Raw genomic sequence first — 21,981 nt, 5'->3', positions numbered from 1 at the left:
TAGTCGCACTAAGCCAAATAAACACCATGCATGCAGCACATTGAATTGCTTCTAATTCGATTTAGTAAACGCGTTGGGCATGTCGCATAGAGAACAGCTTAATCGTATTCAAGTCCGTACATTTACGCTATTTTATGGTGAATTCTCACTTTATAATGCAAAAAAGCCATAAACAAAATAAGGTAAGCTATGCCGAGAAAAACAAACGGAATGGTTGAGTTTATCTGATATAAAGACGCCATTAAAATGGGTCCCGACGCACCACCTACACCTTGTAGGGAAGCGTTCACGCTCGCTAACCGACTTTGCTCATCATTTTCAGCTAATATCGTTTGTGCAGTAATTACCCCTGGAAATAGGAATCCACAACAAATACCAAATAATCCCATAGCAAGAACAATACCAAAATACGATTGCATAGTAATAAAGCAAACTTGCGCAATTACGGCAAAGAGCACACCTAAATAAATCAACATAGTAGGCCCAAGTTCAAACTTCGGTACCAACACCATCTGCACAAGAATACTCATTAATGACATCACCATCATGGCATAGCCTAATTGAGTCGTCGTTTCTACGGCACTCCAACCAAACCGGTCTTGCAATAAAAATCCCATAATTTGTTGGATACCAGTAATACCTAAAATAACCAGAGTCGACATAATTAAAAAAGGTAAAGCAGGATGTTTGAGCCAATTAATGCTTTTCGGTTTGATCATAACTTTGACGTGTGTCGTATCTTTTACAATAAGAAAGACCAATAAAAATAACAATACAGCGAACGCAGCAATTAAATAAAAGGGAGCAGTTAAACTAATACTACTCGCAAAAGAAGCAAGTGCTGGGCCTAAAATCATCCCAATACTAAAGGAAGCACCTATGGATGCTATGGTAGAACTGCGTTTATTCGGATCACCATGGAGAACTAAATATGTTTGAATGGCTGGAACTATTCCCGAAATACCCAAACCAAATACAATTCTTAAACAGATTAAAAGGTAATAGGTAGTCTCTGCAGGCAAGCTTTTTAATAAAGACTGTTGTAATACAAACCCTGTAAAGCCTAAGGTAATGACATATGAAGACATACCAAAAAGTATGGACTTCATTCTCCCTATACGAGCAATTATCCCTCCCCAAAGAAACGCACCGATAACGAAGAAAATCGCACCGATAGTAATAATGCTACTAATGCGCACATCGGAGAGCCCTATTTCTCGACCAATTGGAGGAAGAGAGGTAAAAATAAATGACTGCCCAATACCAACAGAAGTTAAACATGCAAGCAAGATTATACGTGACGCTTTCCCTGCTATTACGTTTTTTTCATTCAAGCTCGACATTATAATCCCTCTGAAAGTTACTTAAAAATCAATACCTTCAAGAATAATACAATCTTTATTTACAAAACGACACAATATTCGAACTTCGGTTACAAATAAGACTTTAGGCAATACATAGCGTATATTGAAAATAAGCTTTTTTGATTTTTAGTACATTTTCTTTTTAGATTTTAGTATTTACCGCTACAATAGCCACCTTTAAGAGTGCGGTGCTATTCACCGCCAAAGGTGCTGTAAATTGGAGGGTAAAAGATTTGATGTTCTTTGAAGGTTCGGAAAAAAAGGTAGAAGTCGTTGTTGCTGAAAATGCGCCTTCTCTTCGCTCTCTAGGGCAGCCATTTTGGGAAAAAATGGTCGCTACATGTAACGCCACAATTCTTTCAAACATTTCAAACGATAAATGCGATGCTTACTTGCTGTCCGAATCTAGCTTGTTTGTATGGGAACACCACTTTGTTATGCTGACTTGTGGTACAACCACGCTCGTTGAGTCTGTAAAAACCTTTATGGACATTTTTGAAAAAGATCAAATTCTATCTGTTATTTTCCAACGTAAAAATGAGTACCAATCACATCTACAAAAATCCTCCTTTGCCGAAGACATCAGCTCCTTACAAAAAAGGATGTCCGGTGTCGCTTACCAATTAGGTAACCTAGATACACATCATAATTACATTTATCACCTGGATAAACCTTATGTTCCTGATGATAATGATTACACCTATGAACTGCTGATGTATCATATTCAAGGTCCTGTCGCTAACTATTTACGCAGCGAAGGTCAAGATGCTCAAACCATTCGTACCCTAATGAATTTTGAAGACATTCTTCCTGGCTTTGAAATTAACGACTTTGTCTTTGAACCTTTTGGCTATTCTATGAATGCGCTTAAAGATGGTTTCTATGCGACTATGCATATTACACCTCAAGAAGAAAGCTCCTATGTGAGCTTTGAAACCAATCTTGATCTAACACCAACGAACTGCGAAATTTTTAATAAACTTATATCAATTCTTCAACCGAGTAGCTTTGATATTATCAGCTTTAATGGCATTCCTAATGTCGACGCAAAGAATCACCTACTGATGAATCAAATTGAAGAGCCGTTATCATGTGGTTACACCATGAGGTTCTACGAATACATGCAAACTCAAGAGAACCCTCTACGAGCTCACAAATTAAAGTAAATAAAATAGAGCGCCACGATAAAGCCAACAAACATCAACCCAAAGTGTGCGTTGGTTTTTTATTTCTCTCTAATTCATAAAAACGAAACATACTTTTTCTATGCTTCAAACTCACTTTATTCACATAAAAGGTTTGAAAGTAATGAAACAGATGCTATCAAAGAAACACATTGCTCTTTTAATCAGCGCAATTAGTGTATCTACTTTTGCTCAAGCAGATTATTTCCAACGCATTTCATCTTGGTCAACAGCCAATAACCTCCCCTCTGATGCAAAAAAAGACCAAGAAACGTCTGCTGAAATCATTACCGCTTCAAAAGATGGCCTAACCGTTATTTACACTGATAGCCCATTAGGAGGTTTAGGCTTTATTAATATTACAGATGAAAATAACCCTAAAGCGGCAGGGTTTATTTCGCTCGGAGGAGAGCCTACATCCGTTAGCATGACTCAAACACACGCCATTACTGGTGTAAATACATCCGTTAGCTACACAGTACCAAGCGGATACTTAGCGGCAGTGAATTTAGCAGACCAAACAGTGACCTCTCGCTGTGATTTAGGAGGACAACCTGATTCTGTAGCCGTCTCCCCAGACATGTCTTTTGTGGCGACTGCCATTGAGAATGAAAGAGACGAAGACTTAAACGACGGAGCGCTACCACAATACCCTGCAGGAAGCTTGATCATCACGCCAGTCAAAGATGGCGAATTAGCTTGTAATAATCAAAAAATCATTAATTTAACAGGGTTATCTGAAATTGCACCTTCAGATCCTGAACCTGAGTTTGTTGCCATTAATGAACTCAATGAAATCGTAGTAACCTTGCAAGAAAATAATCACATAGCCATCATTGATGGTAATACAGGAAAAACCCTCAACCATTTCTCAGCAGGTAGTGTCGATCTATATAATGTAGATTTAAAAGAGGAAAGAGCACTCACGTTTGACGGAGTACAGCTAAATAGAAAACGTGAGCCAGATTCAGTCAAATGGATTGATAATGACCGTTTCGTCACCGCCAATGAAGGTGATTTTGAAGGAGGGTCTCGTAGCTTTACTATTTTTCACAAAGACGGACGAATCATGTATGAGTCAGGGCTCGATTTTGAATTCCGTGTGGCAATGGCAGGTCATTACCCTGAAAAACGTTCAGGCAACAAAGGTGTAGAACCTGAAGGGTTAGAGGTCGCTACCTTTGGAGAAGACACCTATATATTTGTTCTTGCTGAACGATCCTCTATTATTGGTGTGTATAAAGATACCGGAGGCGAACCGGAATTTATTCAACTATTACCTTCCGGGTTATCACCAGAGTCTGCAATAGCTATTCCAGAGCGTAATTTAATTGTTAGTGCGAATGAAACAGATCTAATTAAAGACGGTGGTGTAAGAGCCCATGTCATGCTTTATAAATTGGCTGATCAAGCGTCTTTATATCCTCAAATAGAATCAATGATGCAAGATAACCGCCCTATTGGTTGGGGGGCTTTATCTGGTTTAGTGGCGGATGATAAAAAAGAAGGTATTTTTTATGCCGTGAATGACAGTTTTTACAGTAGCCAGCCTCAAATTTTTACCATTGACGCCAATCAAACGCCTGCCCGTATCATTAAAGCAACAGCCGTCACTCGTCATGGTATGCCAGCACAGAAATTAGACCAAGAAGGCATTACACTGGACGGGAAAGGAGGATTTTGGATTGCATCAGAAGGTCGTACAGATAAGCTGACTCCACATGCCCTATATAATGTCAATTCGAAGGGTGAGATTAAACAAGAAGTCTCCTTTCCTGGTGAACTCCTTGCCGTCGAAAAGCGCTTTGGTGCTGAAGGTATCACTCGTATAGGTGATACTTTATGGATTGCTATCCAACGTCAATGGAAGGACGATGCGGATAATAGAGTAAAATTAGTTTCTTACAATACTAAAACCAAAGAGTGGGGAGCCGTTGCTTATCCTACCGAAGCCTCCAATAAAGGTTGGATTGGGTTATCTGAAATTACCGCCTACGGTGACTCTGTTTACGTAGTTGAACGTGACAATCAAATAGGCTCTGCCGCAAAAATCAAGCGTCTTTATAAAATCGCCAAATCTGAAATGGTTCCTGCTAAATTAGGTGGTCAATTACCTCTTGTTAAAAAACAAATGGTTCGCGATTTTATTCCTGATTTAGCCTCACTTAATGGCTTTATAACAGATAAGTTAGAAGGGTTTGCCATTGATACCAAAGGTCAAGCGTATGCTATGACAGATAATGATGGCGTAGATGACAGTTCTGGAGAAACCATGTTTTTTAAAGCCGGAAATTACTAAGCTACGATGAAAGTTAGGTGAACTCAGGCTCTAAAATAAAGAACGAAAGATAAGAAGGAAGCCTCCTAGTAAAGTCACTAAGAGGCTTTTTTTATAGCATGAATAAATAGGACGCCGTTTGCATCTCTGTTATTCTACTTAAGGTCCTTCTAAATTCAAACTGTAAAGCACCATTACAATAAAGTGCATCAAGAGGCACATCCGCCTGAAAATACATCACAACTCTTTGGTCATAACATTCATCAACTAAACTAATGAACCGTCGGACAGCGTCATCATTTACTCCCAGAGTTATTTGTCGAGCCCCAGTTACCCCTGAGCCAACAGCACCATCTTCCGTGCCTCTTGCTTTAATCCGTTCATAAGGTTCATTACTTAATTCCGGTATGCCCGATACGACCATATGCCGATAACGTTTTGCCAATTCTATATAGTCATTTGATGATCGAGGCCCTTCACACAGGCCGACAAAGTCAAACCACACGCTTTGTTTTGAGCTAGCTAAGACAAAAATATCACGGCCGTTGACCTGTATCTCTTGCTGCTTACAATCATCTGCTAGAAATAAGCGAGAAATAATCTCTTGTTGCAGTACTTCTTTCTCTACAAAATAAATAGCTTGGTCAAGAGGTAAGCGATAACGGTAATCCACCTCGCCAGATAATTCAAAACTCTGTAAATGCCTATTCAATAATTCAATAGTCGGTTTAAAACGTTCTTTTTGTAGCTGATTTTGAAACAAGTTCACAACCGGAATATTGGATGTCGCGACTAGATACACACCATGTTCAAATAACGCCTCTATCAAACCACCAAGTAACATGGCATCAGCAATATCCGAAACAAAGAACTCATCGAAGCAAATGACCTTTACCTCTTGAGCCATTTTTTTAGCAATGACTTTTAATGGATCACTCACGCCCTGTGTTCGATTCAAATCTTTATGTAAATCCGCCATGAAATGATGAAAGTGCAGACGTTTCCCTAATCCCTCAGGCAACGACTGATAGAACAAATTCATGAGTAATGTCTTACCTCGACCAACTTGCCCCCACATGTATACGCCTAATGCATTAGACGAGGATTGAGCACCAATAGCCATTTCCCTGCCCCGTGTTAGCTGATTAAATAATTGATCTAAGGCACTCAAGGCATCTTGCTGACTTTCATCAAAGTCGATTTTATCTTGTTGAATAAGTTTCTTATAGGCTTGACTGGGAGACGTCATGACAACTCACTAAATAATGTTCATAGAGAATCTAAAAGGACAATTTACGTTGCATCAAAGCCTACCAGATCAAATACAGGAATGTGTCCAGTAGACGTTCAAGAATAGGTTAATTTAAAGCGGCAAGCCTTTGCACATCAACGGATACAGACAAGGTTTGCCCCTCCCCACCATCAAAAATCACGCCTTGTAAAGGGGTCACATCTGAATAATCCCGCCCCCAAGCAGTAACCAAATGCTGTGTCGTAGGCATAACATCATTAGTTGGATCAAATTCAACCCAACCAAGATCCGGCAAAAAAACTGAGAACCAAGCATGGGAGGCATCCGCTCCAATTAATTTTTCCTTACCAGGTGGTGGCAAAGTTTCAAGATACCCACTCATATAGCGAGTCGGGAAACCTAAAGATCTTAAACAACCAATCGCAAGATGCGCAAAATCCTGGCACACGCCGCCTTTTAATTTGAGTACTTGATCAAGGGGAGTCGCAACGGTCGTGACATTGGGATCGAACTTGAATTCCGTAAAAATTTTAGTTGTGAACTTTCTTAACGCTAACAATAATGGTTCATCGTCTTGAAATACCTCACGAGCATAATCCGCTAAAGATGCAGAAGCACGAATCATTGGTGAATCCAACAAAAACTCTCTGGACTCTAGAAAATCTGGGGATTTAGACACCGCTAACAAATCAAGGTACTCCTTACATGTTGGTCCTTGATTTAAGTTAGGCAATACAATATTTGTGGCTATTTTAAGTTCACTAACCACGTCGATTACCAGTTTTTTATGTGCATCTTGCACCGAAAAATAAAATGATTTATTACCAAAGTAATCCGTTCTCTCCTGCTGGCTAATCGGCTCTGGGTGTACTTGAATAGAGCTCTTTAAACAACGTTGAGTCAGGGTGTCACGAGGTAATAAATGAGCAACGTTGTAGCATAAAGACACGGGGGTAACGTATTTATACTCTGTAATATGACGAACTCGATACCTCATACATCATTTCCCCACTCGGTACTCACAAGCTTTTGTGGTCCACTTGTTTTATGATCAAAATATTTATCACTGATTTTTGACGTAAATAACACAAGGTTTTCTTCTAATTCCATCATCAGCTGATTTAATTTTTCTCTTTGATCTGTCACTGGATCAACAACCGATAACGCATCTAGGTTCGCTAATTGGATGTCATTTAATGATTGCATAATAAGACGAACTTCTGCACTCATGTCTCTCAACGCGGTTTTACTTCTAGGTAACTCGTTCACCAAATTTTGTAATTGATTAATTTGATAATATAAAGACCTTGGGTTGGTCTCATCTAACATAAGTAGATCTAATCCATACTCGACTTCTACTTGTGTTCGATACCTTCTTCGAAATGAAATTAGCGCTTCGACACTAAGTAAAACAGACTCGAGTACTTGTTGCTGGTTTAATTGTGATAAGGAAACCGTCAAGGTCGATCTTAATAAAGTCGCGGTCTGAATTGCCCTTTCCGTTCGTCTACCAATTTCCTGAAACTTCCAATCAATACCACGCAACATACTTTCATGATTCAAACCTGAAAGAGCCAATAAGCAAGTAACTAAACTGTCCAACGATTCTTCAGGAGCTTCAGGTAAACCATTGATGTACGCACGATCCAATTCAAACAAGTAATCTCGAAGATTGTTGATGATTTTTCGGGTATCTGCTGAAAGCATCTCTTTTATTTCTTCAGCACAGGTCAATAGTGCTAACAGGTTTGATTTAACCGAACCTATGCGTGTGCCATCAGCAACAATAGCAACAAACTCAGGCTCAGGATTGTTTAATAACGCCTCCGACTCTTCACAAAATCCCGGAATACAACCCGTTTGAACGGATACCGCCTTAAAAAGCACATCACGGCACTCTTTTGGTAACGAGTCCACCCCATTCATTTGAGAAAAGACGGTTCTTAATAAGCGCATTGTCATCTCAGCTCGTTCAGAATAGCGCCCCATCCAAAATAGGTTTTCTACTACTCGACTAGGTAAGTTGGAATGATGTATTCCATGCGGTGCTTCCTGTTTATTAACAAGCGTTAAATCATTTCTGGATTCATCAGACATGACCCAAGTGTCTTTACTCATCGACCCATTATAATTGGTGACAATGGTGTCATTTTCTCCTGCACACACTCTTGTCAAACCGCCCGACATAACACTATAACTGTCCTCATTTGAGACAGTGAAAGTACGAAGGATAGAAGGCCTTGAGCAAATTTCGTCATTTTGCCAAGAAGGTGTATGAGAGGCGGCTAAATAGCTTTGAGCCGTGTATCGATGTGGCGCTTGCTTAATCCGTGCTAATAGCTGACTTTCTTCAAGGTTCGATAACTGTCGACCATATACGCTTGGTGCGGATGCACTTCTAATCGCTGGCTTAATGATTAAATTACGTAAGTTTTCTTTTACAAATTTAAAATCATCTGCATCGCCACACCACCAAGTCTGAACCGATTCCATCGATAAGTCTTGCCCCAAAAAATATTGACTTATTTTTGGTAAGTATTTTAATAAAGCTGGTGTTTCCAATATGCCTGACCCTAACGGGTTTGCCATAACGACATTACCAGAGCGGATTGCCTCTAAAATGCCAGGCACCCCCATAAACGAGTCAGACCTTAATTCAGCCTGATCACAAAAGGCATCGTCCACGCGTCGTAAGATCACATCCACTTTCTCAAGGCCTTGAAGAGACTTTAACCATACATGACCATTACGGACCGTTAAATCTCGCCCCTGAACTAATGAATAGCCTAGATAATTGGCCAATAAAGCCTGTTCAAAATAGGAGCTACTATACGCTCCTGATGTCATGATAACTATGCGAGGGTCGTCCGTTTTATCTGCAACCAACTTCGCCAACATATTCCGTAAAGCTTGAAAGTAATAAGCTAACCGATGCGCATTACTTCCTCTAAAGATACTTGGCATGACTCTGGATAATACGGTTCTATTCTCAAGGGCATAACCAGCACCACTTGGCGCTTGTGTACGATCACCAATGACACAAAAACGACCATTTTGAGTACGTACCATATCAACAGCATGCAAGAGTAGGTTATGGTTTCCAGGGACCGACATACCTTGGCAAGCACGTAAGAACCCAGGATGCCCATAAATAACTTCTGGCGGAATGATGCCATCTTTTATTAAGTTACGAGGCCCATATATGTCTTTTAGAATCAGGTCAAACAAAGACGACCGTTCAATTAAAGACGATTCAATCTGCAACCAATCCTTATCATTTAAAATAAGAGGGATTGGGTCTAACCCCCAAATTTTTGGGGACATGGGTTCAGCGGCTAAATTATAAGTTGCACCATCATCCCTAAGGATTCGCTGAGCTCGACGCTCTCTATCGCTTAAGCCCTCCTTTCCAAGCGTTGAAATACTCTCAAATAGAGATTGCCAATGAGGCCGAGGTGTACGACTTTCAGTAAACGCTTCATCATAAGTACCCTCAGATAGAGGGTACCATGATAATTCGGCCTTAAGTTCATTGGGCTCAGTAAGAGAGCTTGTTTGTGATTGTATTTGCATAGCTTGCATTTGCCAGTATTTGCTCAATAAAAGAAATTAAAGCGCATTATACCGTTTCCTGAGGTCAAGTGTATGTGGGTATTCTCCCGTTGGTTCCTCTGCTGGAGGAGCCATTGGTTTTGAAGCGGTTTTATTTGGGTAAAAATGCCCTAACGCTTCAAACTCTTCCGGTGCGTTAAAACGACCTTGAGTAAAGCCATTATCCCAAAAACGATTCACTCGACGGGCTTCCGCTTCATTTGCATTAACTGGCAAGGTTTCATAACTACGTCCACCTGGATGAGAGATATGATAAGTACACCCGCCAATCGACATACCGTTCCAAGTATCAATCACATCAAATACAAGTGGTGTATCAACACCTAACGTTGGATGAAGAGCCGATGGTGGCGCCCAAGCTTTATAACGCACGGCGCCAACAAATTCACCATGAGTCCCTGTTGATTTAATCGGGACTCTTCGCCCATTACAAGACAAAACATGACGACCTTCTGTTAAGCCTGTCAATTTAACTTGCAGACGTTCAACAGAGGAATCAACATATCGAGAGGTTCCCGTCATAGAGATTTCTTCACCGAGTACATGCCATGGTTCAATAGCCCAACGCAGTTCAAGTTCTATATCATCTACTTGTAAACGACCATAGTGAGGAAAACGAAACTCTTCAAAAGCCGCTAACCACTCCAGTTTAAATGGATAACCATGCTGCTGAAGATCCTTAACCACTTCTTTTATGTCACTCCACACAAAGTGCGGCAACATAAACTTGTCGTGCAAAGAGGTTCCCCAACGAACTAACGGTTTCTTATAAGGTTCTTTCCAAAAACGAGCGACTAGGCAACGTAATAGGAGTATCTGCACCAAAGACATATGTGGATGCGGTGGCATTTCAAAACCACGGAACTCTAAAAGCCCTTGTCGACCACTCGCGGTTCCTGATGCATAGAGTTTATCAATACAAAATTCTGAGCGGTGTGTATTGCCAGTAATATCAATTAACAAATTACGCATTAAGCGATCTGCAAGCCATGGCTCCTTAACAAAGCCATCAGGCATTTCTTGGAAAGCGATTTCCATTTCATACATCATTTCATCACGACCTTCATCAGGACGTGGCGCTTGGCTCGTTGGACCAATAAACATACCAGAGAACAGGTACGATAGCCCAGGATGGTGTTGCCAAAAAGTAACCAAACTGCGTAACAAATCAGGCTTCCTTAAGATAGGACTATCTGCTGGAGATAAGCCACCTAAGGTAATATGGTTACCTCCTCCGGTTCCCGTATGACGACCATCAATCATGAACTTCTCAGTTCCTAAACGACATTGACGCGCTTCTTCATATAAGAGCTCTGTGTTATGCACCATTTCATCCCAGTTTGACGCAGGATGAATATTGACCTCGATAACACCTGGGTCAGGCGTGATTTGAAAGCGTTGTAACCGAGGGTCCCTTGGTGGCTCATAACCTTCAATAATAAGTGGTAAAGATAATTTAGCCGCCACAGTTTCAAGGGCATGCAACAATTCAACATAATGCTCTAACTGTTGAACAGGAGGCAAAAACACATGCAATTTACCTTCACGAGGCTCAATACATAATGCTGTTCGAATAACCTCTCTATGGTTTTTTTCTTTAGCTTGTTTGACTTCATTAACATCAACTTCTTCATTAGATTTTCTCAAAGAAGACATCATAGAACGAGGATCACGAGCAGGAGGAACAGTTGACACCAAGGGTTGTCGAGGCTCAAAAGGATCTCTTTCCGGTTTTATCTCCTCTTCTGTGACGGCAGGTAATGAATTCAAAGGCAAGCGATATCCTAACGGCGAGTCCCCTGGAATCAAGGTCAACACATCACGCCTCATAGGCCAGTCAGAGGTTTCCCAACCTGAGCCCACTTCTAGTGGTTGCAAAGGCAACACAAAACCTGTCGGCGTATTTAAACCACGCGTTAATAATTTTGCCAATCGGCGCCTATCTAAACTGTCGCTTAAATCGGCTTTCGTTGGGTCTACATTTTCAGGCAGTGATTGCTCCATCCATAAGTAATGTAAAGTATCTTCATAAGCCGGCTTTAAATACGCATCATTCAGCTTCAATACTTCACATAATGCTTGGCCGAACCGCTTCGCATCCGCCGCATCGTGTTTATAATCTTTATCCACACGAGCAAGTAAATCAGTATTATGCCAAAGAGGCTTGTCATCAAGACGCCAAAAACACCCTAAGGCCCAACGAGGAACTTCTTCCCCCGGATACCATTTACCCTGCCCGTAATGCAACATGCCTTCTGGCGCGAACCTTTTTTTCAAACGCAATAAAAGGTCTTTCGCCAGCTTCAGTTTATCTTTACCAAGTGCCTCTGTATTCCATTGAGCTGAGTCCATGTCATCAATAGAAACAAACGTTGGTTCCCCCCCATGGTTAAGCGTACATCACCAGCCGTTAGCTCTTCATCAACCGCATCACCTAATGCTTTAATGTCTAGCCAGTCACCATCGGAGTAAGGTTTTGTAACACGAGGATCTTCAAGTATACGAGTCACGACGTTAGAATAACTGAACTCTGTTTCGCACTTATCTGTAAAGCCAGTAATCGGGGCAGCTGACACAGGGTCCGGCGTACAAGCCAAAGGAATGTGTCCTTCTCCAGCAAACAAGCCTGAGGTCGGATCAAGTCCAACCCAGCCGGCACCAGGCAAAAAGACTTCACACCATGCATGTAGATCGGTGAAATCTTCTTCCGGTCCCGATGGGCCATCTAAAGCTTTTACATCAGATGTTAATTGCACTAAATAACCAGAAGCAAAACGGGCCGCCAATCCACAATGTCTAAATAACTGAATTAACAACCAAGAAGTATCACGACAAGACCCTTTAGCCAGCTCAAGGGTTTCGTCGCTGGTTTGTACTCCCGGTTCAAGACGAATACCATAGCCAATATCTTGAGATAACTTAGTATTCACCATAACTAAGAAATCGTTGATTGGCATTTCCTCTCTGGGAATACTTGCAGCATACTCCTTTAGTAATGGTCCCGACTCCGTTATTTCTAAGTAGGGCTTTAGCTCTTTTTGCAACTGTTCATCATATGAGAACGGATAGTTTTCAGCATATTTTTCAACAAAGAAATCAAATGGATTAATCACCGTCATGTCGGCAATCACTTCCACTTCAAAGGTTAATGTGTCCGTTTTTTCTGGGAACACAAGTCTTGATTGAAAATTCCCGAAAGGGTCTTGTTGCCAATTTAAAAAGTGATCTTCAGGTGTTACTTTGAGTGAGTAACTGTGTATATGAGTACGAGAATGAGGTGCTGGTCGTAAACGTAAAATATGGGGTGCTACGTTTACATGGCGGTCAAATTTATACTCAGTCTTGTGCTGTAGAGCAACACGAATGGTCAAGCCGCTTCTCCTTCTTTATCAAATGAAAACCAACTCTCAGTAATATTACTACTGAGCTGAATAATACCAATCTGTAACTCGTTCAAATAATTACGAAACTCTTCGTCAAGGTCGTCAGAGGTCGTCACTTCAAAATCCATTTCTTTGAGTACTTTTAACGAGTCTAGTACAGATTCTCCATGGGGTAGCTTATTAACAGCAACCAACATTTCGCTAAAACAAAAGCTAACACTACGAGGAAAATAAGGATCATTTAGCAGAAATTTAGCTACTTTAGCACCACTGATAGAAGTACGAACGGTGCGACGATAATTTAAGTAAGCCCCTTGAGACTTCAAGACTTTTGACCATAACACTTGAGCTAGCGCTAATCGTTCCTCTTCTTGATGTTGTAGCATTAAAGAAACAGCCGCATCTAATACCCGAGTGGTCATATCAGAACGCTCAACATTTCGACCTAACAGGACAAATTGCCAAGTAGCATCACGGCTCATCGTTCCAGCCAACAAACCATTAATAGTTTGGCAACCTTCAATGATTCGATTCAGAAAAGTATGTCTATCTGAACGATTTATCCCCTTTTTAATATTTTGACGGGCATAAATATCAAGCTCATTAATCAGTTCCCATGTGGCTTCAGGTACAACATCTCGCGTGGTACGTATATTTTCACGTACCATTTTTATCGATGACAACATAGAACTTGAGTTAGTAGCATCTTCTAACATAAATTTCAGAACATTTTTTTCGTCCTGAACCTTATATCTCTCATGAAATAACTCTGTACTACCATTGATCTCGACAAGGTTATACCAACTAATATCGACCCCTTTTGGAAGGTCATATAACATGTTGTCATACACGCTCACTAAGCGAGCAATGTTCTCGACACGCTCAATGTAGCGTGCACTCCAATAAATACGTTCAGCTACTCGTGATAACATCTTATTCAGCCTCCAAGTCAACAATCCAAGTATCTTTACTACCACCGCCTTGAGAAGAATTCACCACAAGGGAGCCTTTTTTCATCGCTACACGAGTTAAGCCACCAGTGGTCACATAAGTGTCTTTACTTTGTAATATAAATGGTCGTAAATCTAAATGCCTTGGTTCAATAACGCCTTTACTTATAAGTGTAGGTGATGTTGATAACTTTAATGTTGGTTGCGCAATATAATTTCGAGGATTCGACTTAATCAAGTCTGCAAATAAAGCTTGATCTTTCTTAGTAGAGTGCGGCCCGACAAGCATGCCATACCCACCAGACTCATTGGCGGGTTTGATAACGAGTTTATCAAGATTATCTAAAACATATTCTCGCTGCTCAGGATCATCACATAAAAACGTTTCTACATTTGCAAGAATTGGTTCTTCATTTAAATAATATTTTATAATTTCAGGGACATAGGCATAAACCACTTTATCGTCAGCAACACCGGCACCAGGTGCATTAGCCAACGCGACATTGCCTTTTTGCCATGCTCTCATTAACCCTGGAACCCCTAATACAGAGTTAGGATCAAACGCTTCCGGATCAATAAAGAGATCATCAATACGTCGATAAATAACATCAACACGCTCTGGACCAGCAATGGTTTTCATATAAACGCAATCATCGTCACCGACAAACAGATCACTACCTTCTACCAACTCTGCACCCATTTGTTGAGCTAAAAAGGCATGTTCGAAATAGGCCGAGTTAAAAATACCGGGAGTCAATACCACTATCTCAGGTACTTCTATATTTCTTGGGGAAAGTGCCGCCAACATATCAAACAACTTAGACGTATAGTCATCGATTGGCAAAATAGTATCGTTTTCAAAAAGCTCTGGTAAGACTCTTTTTGTTATGGCTCTATTTTCTAGCATGTACGACACACCAGATGGAACCCGTAAATTATCCTCTAAGACATAAAACTGGCCTTCACCAGCACGCACTAAATCAGTGCCACAAATATGAGCCCAAACACCAAAAGGAGGCGAGATCCCGACACACTCTGGACGGAAGTTTTTAGAGTCTTTAATAATATGTTCAGGAATGATGCCATCTTTAATGACATTTTGATCATGGTATAGATCGTTTATGAAGAGATTAAGTGCAGTAAGCCTTTGCTTTAAACCTGCTTCAGCTATTTTCCAATCAGCAGCAGAAATTGTTCTTGGTATAATATCAAAAGGCCAAGCCCTATCGATGTTGCCTTCCTCAGTGTAAACCGTAAAACTAACCCCCATTTCTTGAATAGTGGCTTCAGCCATTAATCGCCTTTTTTCTAGTTCATCCACTTCTAGAGACGACAAGTAATTGACTAACTTCTTGGACGGCGCTCTTGGCTCCTGTGATTCAGTAATAAGTTCATCAAAAAAATCATTCGAATCGTACTCTTTCCAATTTACTTTCATACCTCTTAGCCCTCTTATTATGACTGCTCAGGCTTGAGCCTATCCGGCACATCATTTTATATTTATTTACACTATTCATGAGTTTTATATAAGAATAATTACCCCATCCAATGGATTTAATCAACTTAATTATCTCATTGATTTATATAAAGCAATTATCAAGCCATAGAATGAAATCAGAAAAAGATCGCTAACCTGCCAAAAAAGTACGTATTTAAATGGTTTATTTCGCTAAAAACTCGGCTCTAGTTTTATCACTAGACTTAAACAATCCCCCTAAGGCCGTTGTCTGTGTTGATGAGCTCGCATCCATAACACCTCTCGCTTTGACACAATAATGTGTTGCCACAATACTAACCGCCACATTATCCGTTTCAAGCATTGCCTGCAGCGTAACTAAAATTTGCTGAGTAAGACGTTCTTGCACTTGCGGACGTTGAGCAAAAAAACGAACAATACGATTTATCTTAGATAAGCCTATAATTTTATTTTTTGGTAGATACGCAACTTTAGCCAGACCATCAATGGTAACGAAATGATGTTCGCAAGTACTGGTAAAGCTAATATCGCAAACTTTTACCATCTCATCTACTTTCATCTTATTATCGATAACGGTAATTTTAGGGAATTGTCCGTAATCTAATCCTGAGAAAATTTCTTTGACGTACATTTTTGCAATACGATGGGGGGTTTCAGCTAAACTGTCATCAGATAAATCCAGACCTAACGTTGTTACGACATCTTCAAACGCATGCTTAATACGTTGATATTTCTCTTCCGTAGTTAAGCCATTATCAATCATGGGGGTTTCCAACCCATGCTTAATTAAAGCATCTCTAACCTTCAAGGCTTCAGCAGTCGGTACAACAGAAAGGGAGTTCAGAGTGGCTGTCGCTGTTTGCATAATAAATATCCTAACAAAGCTGTAATATGGCACAACGTCAAATCAATAAAATGATCTGAGTCTTTTCCACATTGTACAGTCGAATCCCCTTTGAATTCACCTTATTATGCTCATTGATGGCGTCTAGCCGACAAAAAATATTCTATTCCGTCGTATTAAGAATAAGTCACCTTGCTAGATATAGATAAGAACGTATAACCCTTGCTTTTTTTATGATCAAAATGCGTTAATTTTAAACGGTATTAAGTAGAGGTAACAAATAAATCAAGTTCCTCATAATCAATCCCATCAACTTGAGACCACAGCTCTTTCGCCATGCTAGGTATCGGTTTTTGTGCACCATCAGCTAACCAATCAGCTAAATAACTCGCGGTATCAGGGTAATCTATTTGTATTGGTTTTAATGTTTCCAACCAAGAATGTATAACTTCGGCCGTTAAAACATTCGTCGTTTGTGCTAACCCTAAAACATCTAAAGCAATAGCATTCGAATGCTGTTCAACTTGTCCATGCAAAGGCTTCACCAAAATTCTCCTTCCCAATTTTAATGCTTCTGAGTTTAATTCAAAACCCGCGTTACATAATACGGATTGGCATTGGTGCAAGTTTTTTTGAAATAACTCAAGTCCAAATGGATGCACAGTCACATTATCGTATTGACCAGGTTTAATGTCTTTACAATGCATTAAAAACTCATATTCCTTTACCGCTCTCAATGTATCTATCATTACAGTAGATGATTCAAAAGGTAGATAGACCAGTACTTTTTTAGGGTCAACCGTTTCAGTAGCCGCATGCTTCATTACTATCGGAGGAAGAATAGGGTAATTAAAAGGACTCCAATGAAGCCCAACTTGCTTACTTGCAGGGGCAAACCATTTAAATAGAAATGCCCCAAACAAACTTCTATGCCTTGGAATATCAAACAAAAAGGCATATTGATGCCCTATTCCAATGCACTCTCTCTTATTCACTTTTGCGGCCCATGAAACAATAGGCTCAAAGTCAGAGACCAATAAATCATACTCACTTAAATCTAAAGACGTCACATCTTTCACAAATTGAGCTAACTGAGCTTTGCTTAAGGTATCAAAGAGATTCAATGAACCATTATTAGATTGGAACGTTAACCCCGTCTTAACTTTATAATCACCAAAGATCTCCATGTCAAAAAAGTCTTTCGGCTCTCTGCCTGAGAATAGATAAGTGACGTCTACTCCTAATTTATTCAATAATGGCGCTAACGCTCTCGCCCTTGAAATATGACCATTACCCGTCGCTTGCACACCATACAATATCTTCATCCGATTAAAACTCCAATAGCAATAAATGCGCAACCAGAACCAAGCACCGCGCCCATCACAGTATCGGTAGGAAAATGAACCCCTAAAAAAACTCTAGAAAATGCAATATTTAATGCCCAAAAATACCAGCATACATTCAATTCTGGGATCCATTCAGACAAAAAATACGCAATAAGAAAGGCACCAGAAGTATGTCCTGATGGAAAAGAAAAGTGATCGGATGGGCGAATAAAACTTTTGAAATTATCTAATGCTTCGGCTGGGCGATGGCGCTTAAAACTGTTTTTTGCTAAAAAATACAAACACCTTTCTAATAAGAAGGCACTCAATAAAGCAATCAACCACTGAGATTGATCATAAAAATATAAAAGTGCAGCAATCAGAGCATAAAAAGGCCCGTCCGCTGTAAATGATACTTTACGGCTAACATTGGTAAAAAATACCCTACGTTTACGAGCCATACACCAATAAAAGGCTAAAACATCTAAGTGGTGGATTCGCTTTAATACCGCCATAGCTACTGTCTCATATTCATTCTTTAGTCAGGTTAGAAGAAAATAATGACTAAAAAGAGACAGAAAAATGACCGTTTTATGAAAAACTAAAAAAAGCGTTCATCACAGCCAATCGGTAAGAGTGACACCAATACCTAGGCTTTGCGTTTTGTTATTGTAGTCCAATAAGGATTGCCCATAACCATTAAAATATTGCACGTAACCTCGTATTTTCCCCCAGGCAGGGAAAGTAAAGCCTAACTGTATAGCGCCTTTATTATCCGTACGTAAGTTATTTCTTAACATCAAATCAATACTATAGTCATCGATAACATGAACCAGATTTAACTCACCATACCCCAAGTATTTCTCAATATTAGGATTATCATCATCTTCACGACTTTCAGGTAAACGGTACCAAGGTTTGATCGATAATACCGTATTTTCATGTTCGAAAAGAAACTCTGCAAAAATGCGATTCCAAGACCGAGAAAAAGGCTCTACTCGACCATTTGATTGATGATTAATACCAAAACTAACGTACTTAGGCGTAAAGCCACCCGCTTCCTTCACTTGATAAAGAAGAAATACTTCAGGTTCGTGATTGGTATCTCGGAAGGGAGCTGAAATTTCTGAGTTATATGCTTGCCAATAAGCCTGTTGGGTGTAGGCAAACCACAAACTGGTATTCGTATTTAACACATTGGTCGACACGGGAAACTTTAAACTAATTTGAAATTTAAATTCAAGGCTGTCTAAACTTTCTTCAGAAAGGCTGTCTTCAGATTGGTTACGAGAATTCGGATCATGGGTATAAGCTAAAGGTAAAAAATAGTTGGGTCTATGGGGAGTAATCACAAATGGATTTGATGTCGTTGCGCTCTCTCTACGAACCCTCTGCTCCAATAAACCATCAGATAATTTAGCTCGTTCACTAATCGTAGGAGGCCGTTCAGGCTCATCACCTAAATTATTTAACGCAGGTATTAAACTATCATTCACAAAAGAGCTTTCATTCGGAGTCGTATCATCCTTAAATGGAAGAATCTCAGACTCAGCGTTAGCAAATACTACAAACGAAGACAAAAGAGCAAATACAATTTTTTTAACCATCACGCCTATACTCTTTTTATCAATATCTAGTTAAATATATTTAGTTGGATCGGAAGTAACAGAGAAATTTTTCACAAACTCAACAGCAGGCATCGGTCGACCAAAATAATACCCCTGGAAACGATCGCATCCCATATGTTGTAATTCGCAGTAATGTTCCTCTGTTTCAACACCTTCGGCAATAACTTCTATATCCAGCGCCTTTGCCATGGCAATAATCGCGGCAATTATGGCGGCATCACTGCTATCAATCAATAAATCCCTGACAAAAGACTGATCGATTTTCAATCGATTAATAGGCAGGGTCTTCAGGTATTTTAAGGACGAATAGCCTGTACCGAAATCATCAATTGATAAAAATACTCCCAGCTCCCTTATCTTATTCATCTTTTTACGACTAACTGTTAAGTCTCCTAACAACATACTTTCCGTGATTTCTAAATCAATAAGTTTTGCTGATAGTGCATATTTCGTAAGTAGCATTTCTAGAGCAACAAGAAACTCAGCCTGTTGAAATTGAATGGCGCTCACATTAATTGATAACTTCCAATGAGATTGCCAAAATCCTTCCTTTATCCAAATGGAAAGCTGCCTAAATGATTCCTCCATTACCCAATCACCAATACCCGTTATTAAACCGATTTCTTCTGCTAATGGAATAAACACACCAGGTGGAGTAAAAGAGCCATCGACTCGTGGCCAACGTATTAGCACCTCAGCACCAATACATGAACCATCAAATGAATTTTGAGGTTGAAAATACAATTCGAATTCTTTGTTATCAATGGCATCATGCATAGCCTTATCCATTAACATCCTTTCATCACTCATTGCTTGCATTTCTGGAGAATAGAAACGATACGTATTTCTACCTGCATCTTTAGCTTTATATAAGGCAGTATCCGCTTGTTTTAGTAAGAGAGTGGAATCGTATTCAACATCATTAAACATCGTGATACCGATACTTACGGTAATATGTAACTCATGAAAACCAACTTTCTTAGGCAGAGAACAAACATTAATGATTTCTTGAGCAAAATGCCCCACTTTTTCAGATACAAACTCCTCACTCCCTTCAATATTTGGCCATAACATAACGAACTCATCACCACCAAGGCGAGCTGTTACCATCTCATTGCGAGTCACACCTTCCAAATCAGTGGCAACTAAACGTAATAAATTATCACCCACATTATGGCCAAGAGAATCATTGATATTTTTAAACCTATCCAAATCTAAAAAGAACAATGCCCCAGTTCTCTTAACTTCATTTGTGGACTGATTAAAACTATCTAGTTTATCAAGTAAATACCTTCGGTTAGGCAACTGAGTAAGAGGGTCATAAAAAGCCAAGCGATTGATTCTATTTTCAGCTTCTTTACGAGCAGAAATATCACGTACTAATAGAAGCACTTCCACTTTATGCTGTAATTTATATTTAATTAATCGTATTTCAACGGGTATTTTTATGCCGTTGTCTGAAAGGTAATGTGTTTCCAATGTCAGAGGCTGGTCAAGCCCTAAAGAAAGCAAAAGGTCATTAAAGTACTCCCAGTCTTTTTCTGTATGGAATTCTTCCATATAGCAACCTAGCAACCTTTCTTCTGAACGCCCAATGAGTTTTTCGCTAGCCTTATTCACTAAGCAGATTCGGCCATCCTCTTCCACTAAAAAAATAGCATCACCAGCATGTGAAATTATCGCTTTTGTATGAATAATATTGTATTCAAGTGCAACATGGGTATCTGATAGTTTTTGCCAGACATTAGTAAACACTCGACTTAACTCACCTAACTCATCATTCTCATGGCCAGGAGGAGATAAAGCAGGCAATGTATTCATAGATTTTCGGCTTGAGTCACTCAACGTTGCGGTTAAAATTTGTAACGGGTTGGTAACTAGATAATAGAAAAACAAGGATATGATGGAAGCCAAAAAAATGTCTTTTATTAATGAACTAATCAATAATAAAATGTTTTTTTGTAACACTTCTTCGATTAGAGATTCTCTGTCAGCCGTTAGTATTATTTTACCTAGCATGACACTACGATCTTCAAACCTTAAAACCAGCTCAAATTGATCAATCTCAGGTAGCAACCAATTCGCCATTTCTGTATAAAAACGAGAATGTTGAGCATGTCTTGAGCTGGAAGCAAAAATTTTACCGTCTTCATCTAACATTTCCGCTTTTAATAGGTACTTATTTTGCATTAACCCATCTATTTGTTGTTGAGCAAGCACCTCATCAATCCTGAATGCAGCTTGAACAGCAGGCTTTTCAATAACGGATAACAACGCATTAAATTCTTGCGTAATCGCTTCACGACTTGAGCTTAAGTTTGAAGAAAATGTTATGGCACTTACAACAAGACTGAGTATTACCGCCACAAGAAATGTAGCAATCGCTTGTTTACCAAACAATGAACGAGTGAAAGCGAGTTGCAACCGACTCTCCCTAAAATGTAAAAGTTGTTATTTTTCAGATAAACCTTTCTAAATCAATATACTTAACAGATATAAAGCTAAAATGAAATGTCTTTTATACCCAAAGTAATCTTTTAATCGACACGACTAACACAACGCTTAAGACATATAAACTATACACTATAGTTATAACTCTTGACCATAGTATAAACTCACTAAGCAGGACCCCTTCTGACTTAATACACCTGCATAGAATACAAATACACCGTATAATAAAATAG

Annotated in this window: 13 protein-coding genes and 1 pseudogene; 2 read left to right on the top strand and 12 right to left on the bottom strand. The window is 39.6% G+C overall.

From position 1 onward, the window contains the following. Positions 1-122: 122 nt before the first annotated feature. Entirely contained in the window at positions 123-1,343 is a 1,221-nt protein-coding gene (locus O1D97_RS16645; RefSeq protein WP_269127289.1) for an MFS transporter, read from the bottom strand. A 209-nt stretch (positions 1,344-1,552) separates the two neighbouring features. On the opposite strand from O1D97_RS16645, the gene O1D97_RS16640 reads away from it, so the two are divergent. Both O1D97_RS16640 and O1D97_RS16635 read left to right on the top strand, forming a co-directional pair. Further along, the gene (locus O1D97_RS16640; protein WP_269127288.1) at positions 1,553-2,530 is read left to right on the top strand and encodes an adenosylmethionine decarboxylase; all 978 of its coding nucleotides are present in this window, start codon (positions 1,553-1,555) and stop codon (positions 2,528-2,530) included. Between the two features lie 142 nt (positions 2,531-2,672). After that, positions 2,673-4,847 carry an esterase-like activity of phytase family protein gene (locus O1D97_RS16635; RefSeq protein WP_269127287.1) on the top strand — a complete coding sequence of 725 codons (2,175 nt, stop codon included), beginning with the start codon at positions 2,673-2,675 and terminating at the stop codon, positions 4,845-4,847. A 91-nt stretch (positions 4,848-4,938) separates the two neighbouring features. Here O1D97_RS16635 and zapE read toward each other — a convergent pair whose 3' ends face one another. The 11 genes and pseudogenes from zapE to O1D97_RS16580 all read right to left on the bottom strand — a co-directional run bounded on the left by zapE (position 4,939) and on the right by O1D97_RS16580 (position 21,721). Continuing rightward, entirely contained in the window at positions 4,939-6,075 is a 1,137-nt protein-coding gene (gene zapE, locus O1D97_RS16630; RefSeq protein ID WP_269127286.1) for a cell division protein ZapE, read from the bottom strand. Between the two features lie 109 nt (positions 6,076-6,184). Then, positions 6,185-7,075 carry a transglutaminase family protein gene (locus O1D97_RS16625; protein WP_269127285.1) on the bottom strand — a complete coding sequence of 297 codons (891 nt, stop codon included), beginning with the start codon at positions 7,073-7,075 and terminating at the stop codon, positions 6,185-6,187. Next, entirely contained in the window at positions 7,072-9,651 is a 2,580-nt protein-coding gene (locus O1D97_RS16620; RefSeq protein ID WP_269127284.1) for a circularly permuted type 2 ATP-grasp protein, read from the bottom strand. The genes O1D97_RS16625 and O1D97_RS16620 overlap by 4 nt, the downstream gene beginning before the upstream one ends. A 36-nt stretch (positions 9,652-9,687) precedes the next feature. Beyond that, a pseudogene (locus O1D97_RS16615) lies at positions 9,688-13,061 on the bottom strand (transglutaminase family protein). Then, positions 13,058-14,005 carry an alpha-E domain-containing protein gene (locus O1D97_RS16610; RefSeq protein ID WP_269127283.1) on the bottom strand — a complete coding sequence of 316 codons (948 nt, stop codon included), beginning with the start codon at positions 14,003-14,005 and terminating at the stop codon, positions 13,058-13,060. The pseudogene O1D97_RS16615 and the gene O1D97_RS16610 overlap by 4 nt, the downstream one beginning before the upstream one ends. Position 14,006: 1 nt before the next feature. Continuing rightward, on the bottom strand, positions 14,007-15,461 hold the full coding sequence (locus tag O1D97_RS16605) for a circularly permuted type 2 ATP-grasp protein (RefSeq protein WP_269127282.1): 1,455 nt from the start codon (positions 15,459-15,461) through the stop codon (positions 14,007-14,009). Between the two features lie 223 nt (positions 15,462-15,684). Next, positions 15,685-16,365 (bottom strand): GTP cyclohydrolase I FolE, encoded by a 681-nt coding sequence (folE, locus tag O1D97_RS16600; RefSeq protein ID WP_269127281.1) that lies wholly within the window; start codon positions 16,363-16,365, stop codon positions 15,685-15,687. Positions 16,366-16,607: 242 nt separating this feature from the next. Continuing rightward, positions 16,608-17,669, bottom strand: a complete 1,062-nt coding sequence (locus O1D97_RS16595; protein ID WP_269127280.1) for an MJ1255/VC2487 family glycosyltransferase — start codon at positions 17,667-17,669, stop codon at positions 16,608-16,610. Then, a complete protein-coding gene (locus O1D97_RS16590; RefSeq protein WP_269127279.1) occupies positions 17,666-18,184 on the bottom strand; it encodes a phosphatase PAP2 family protein in 519 nt (172 codons plus the stop codon). Before O1D97_RS16590 ends, O1D97_RS16595 begins: the two co-directional genes overlap by 4 nt. 102 nt (positions 18,185-18,286) lie before the next feature. Further along, complete coding sequence (locus tag O1D97_RS16585; RefSeq protein ID WP_269127278.1) at positions 18,287-19,276, bottom strand: phospholipase A; 990 nt, start codon at positions 19,274-19,276, stop codon at positions 18,287-18,289. 30 nt (positions 19,277-19,306) lie between these two features. Further along, positions 19,307-21,721: an EAL domain-containing protein gene (locus tag O1D97_RS16580; protein WP_269127277.1), complete on the bottom strand. Its 2,415-nt coding sequence runs from the start codon at positions 21,719-21,721 to the stop codon at positions 19,307-19,309. Positions 21,722-21,981: the final 260 nt, after the last annotated feature.

The organism is Marinomonas phaeophyticola (genome assembly GCF_026966905.1).
Classification (GTDB): Bacteria; Pseudomonadota; Gammaproteobacteria; order Pseudomonadales; family Marinomonadaceae; genus Marinomonas; species Marinomonas phaeophyticola.
Note: the sequence above shows the minus strand (reverse complement) of the source record. Positions and strands in the feature narration are given on the sequence as shown.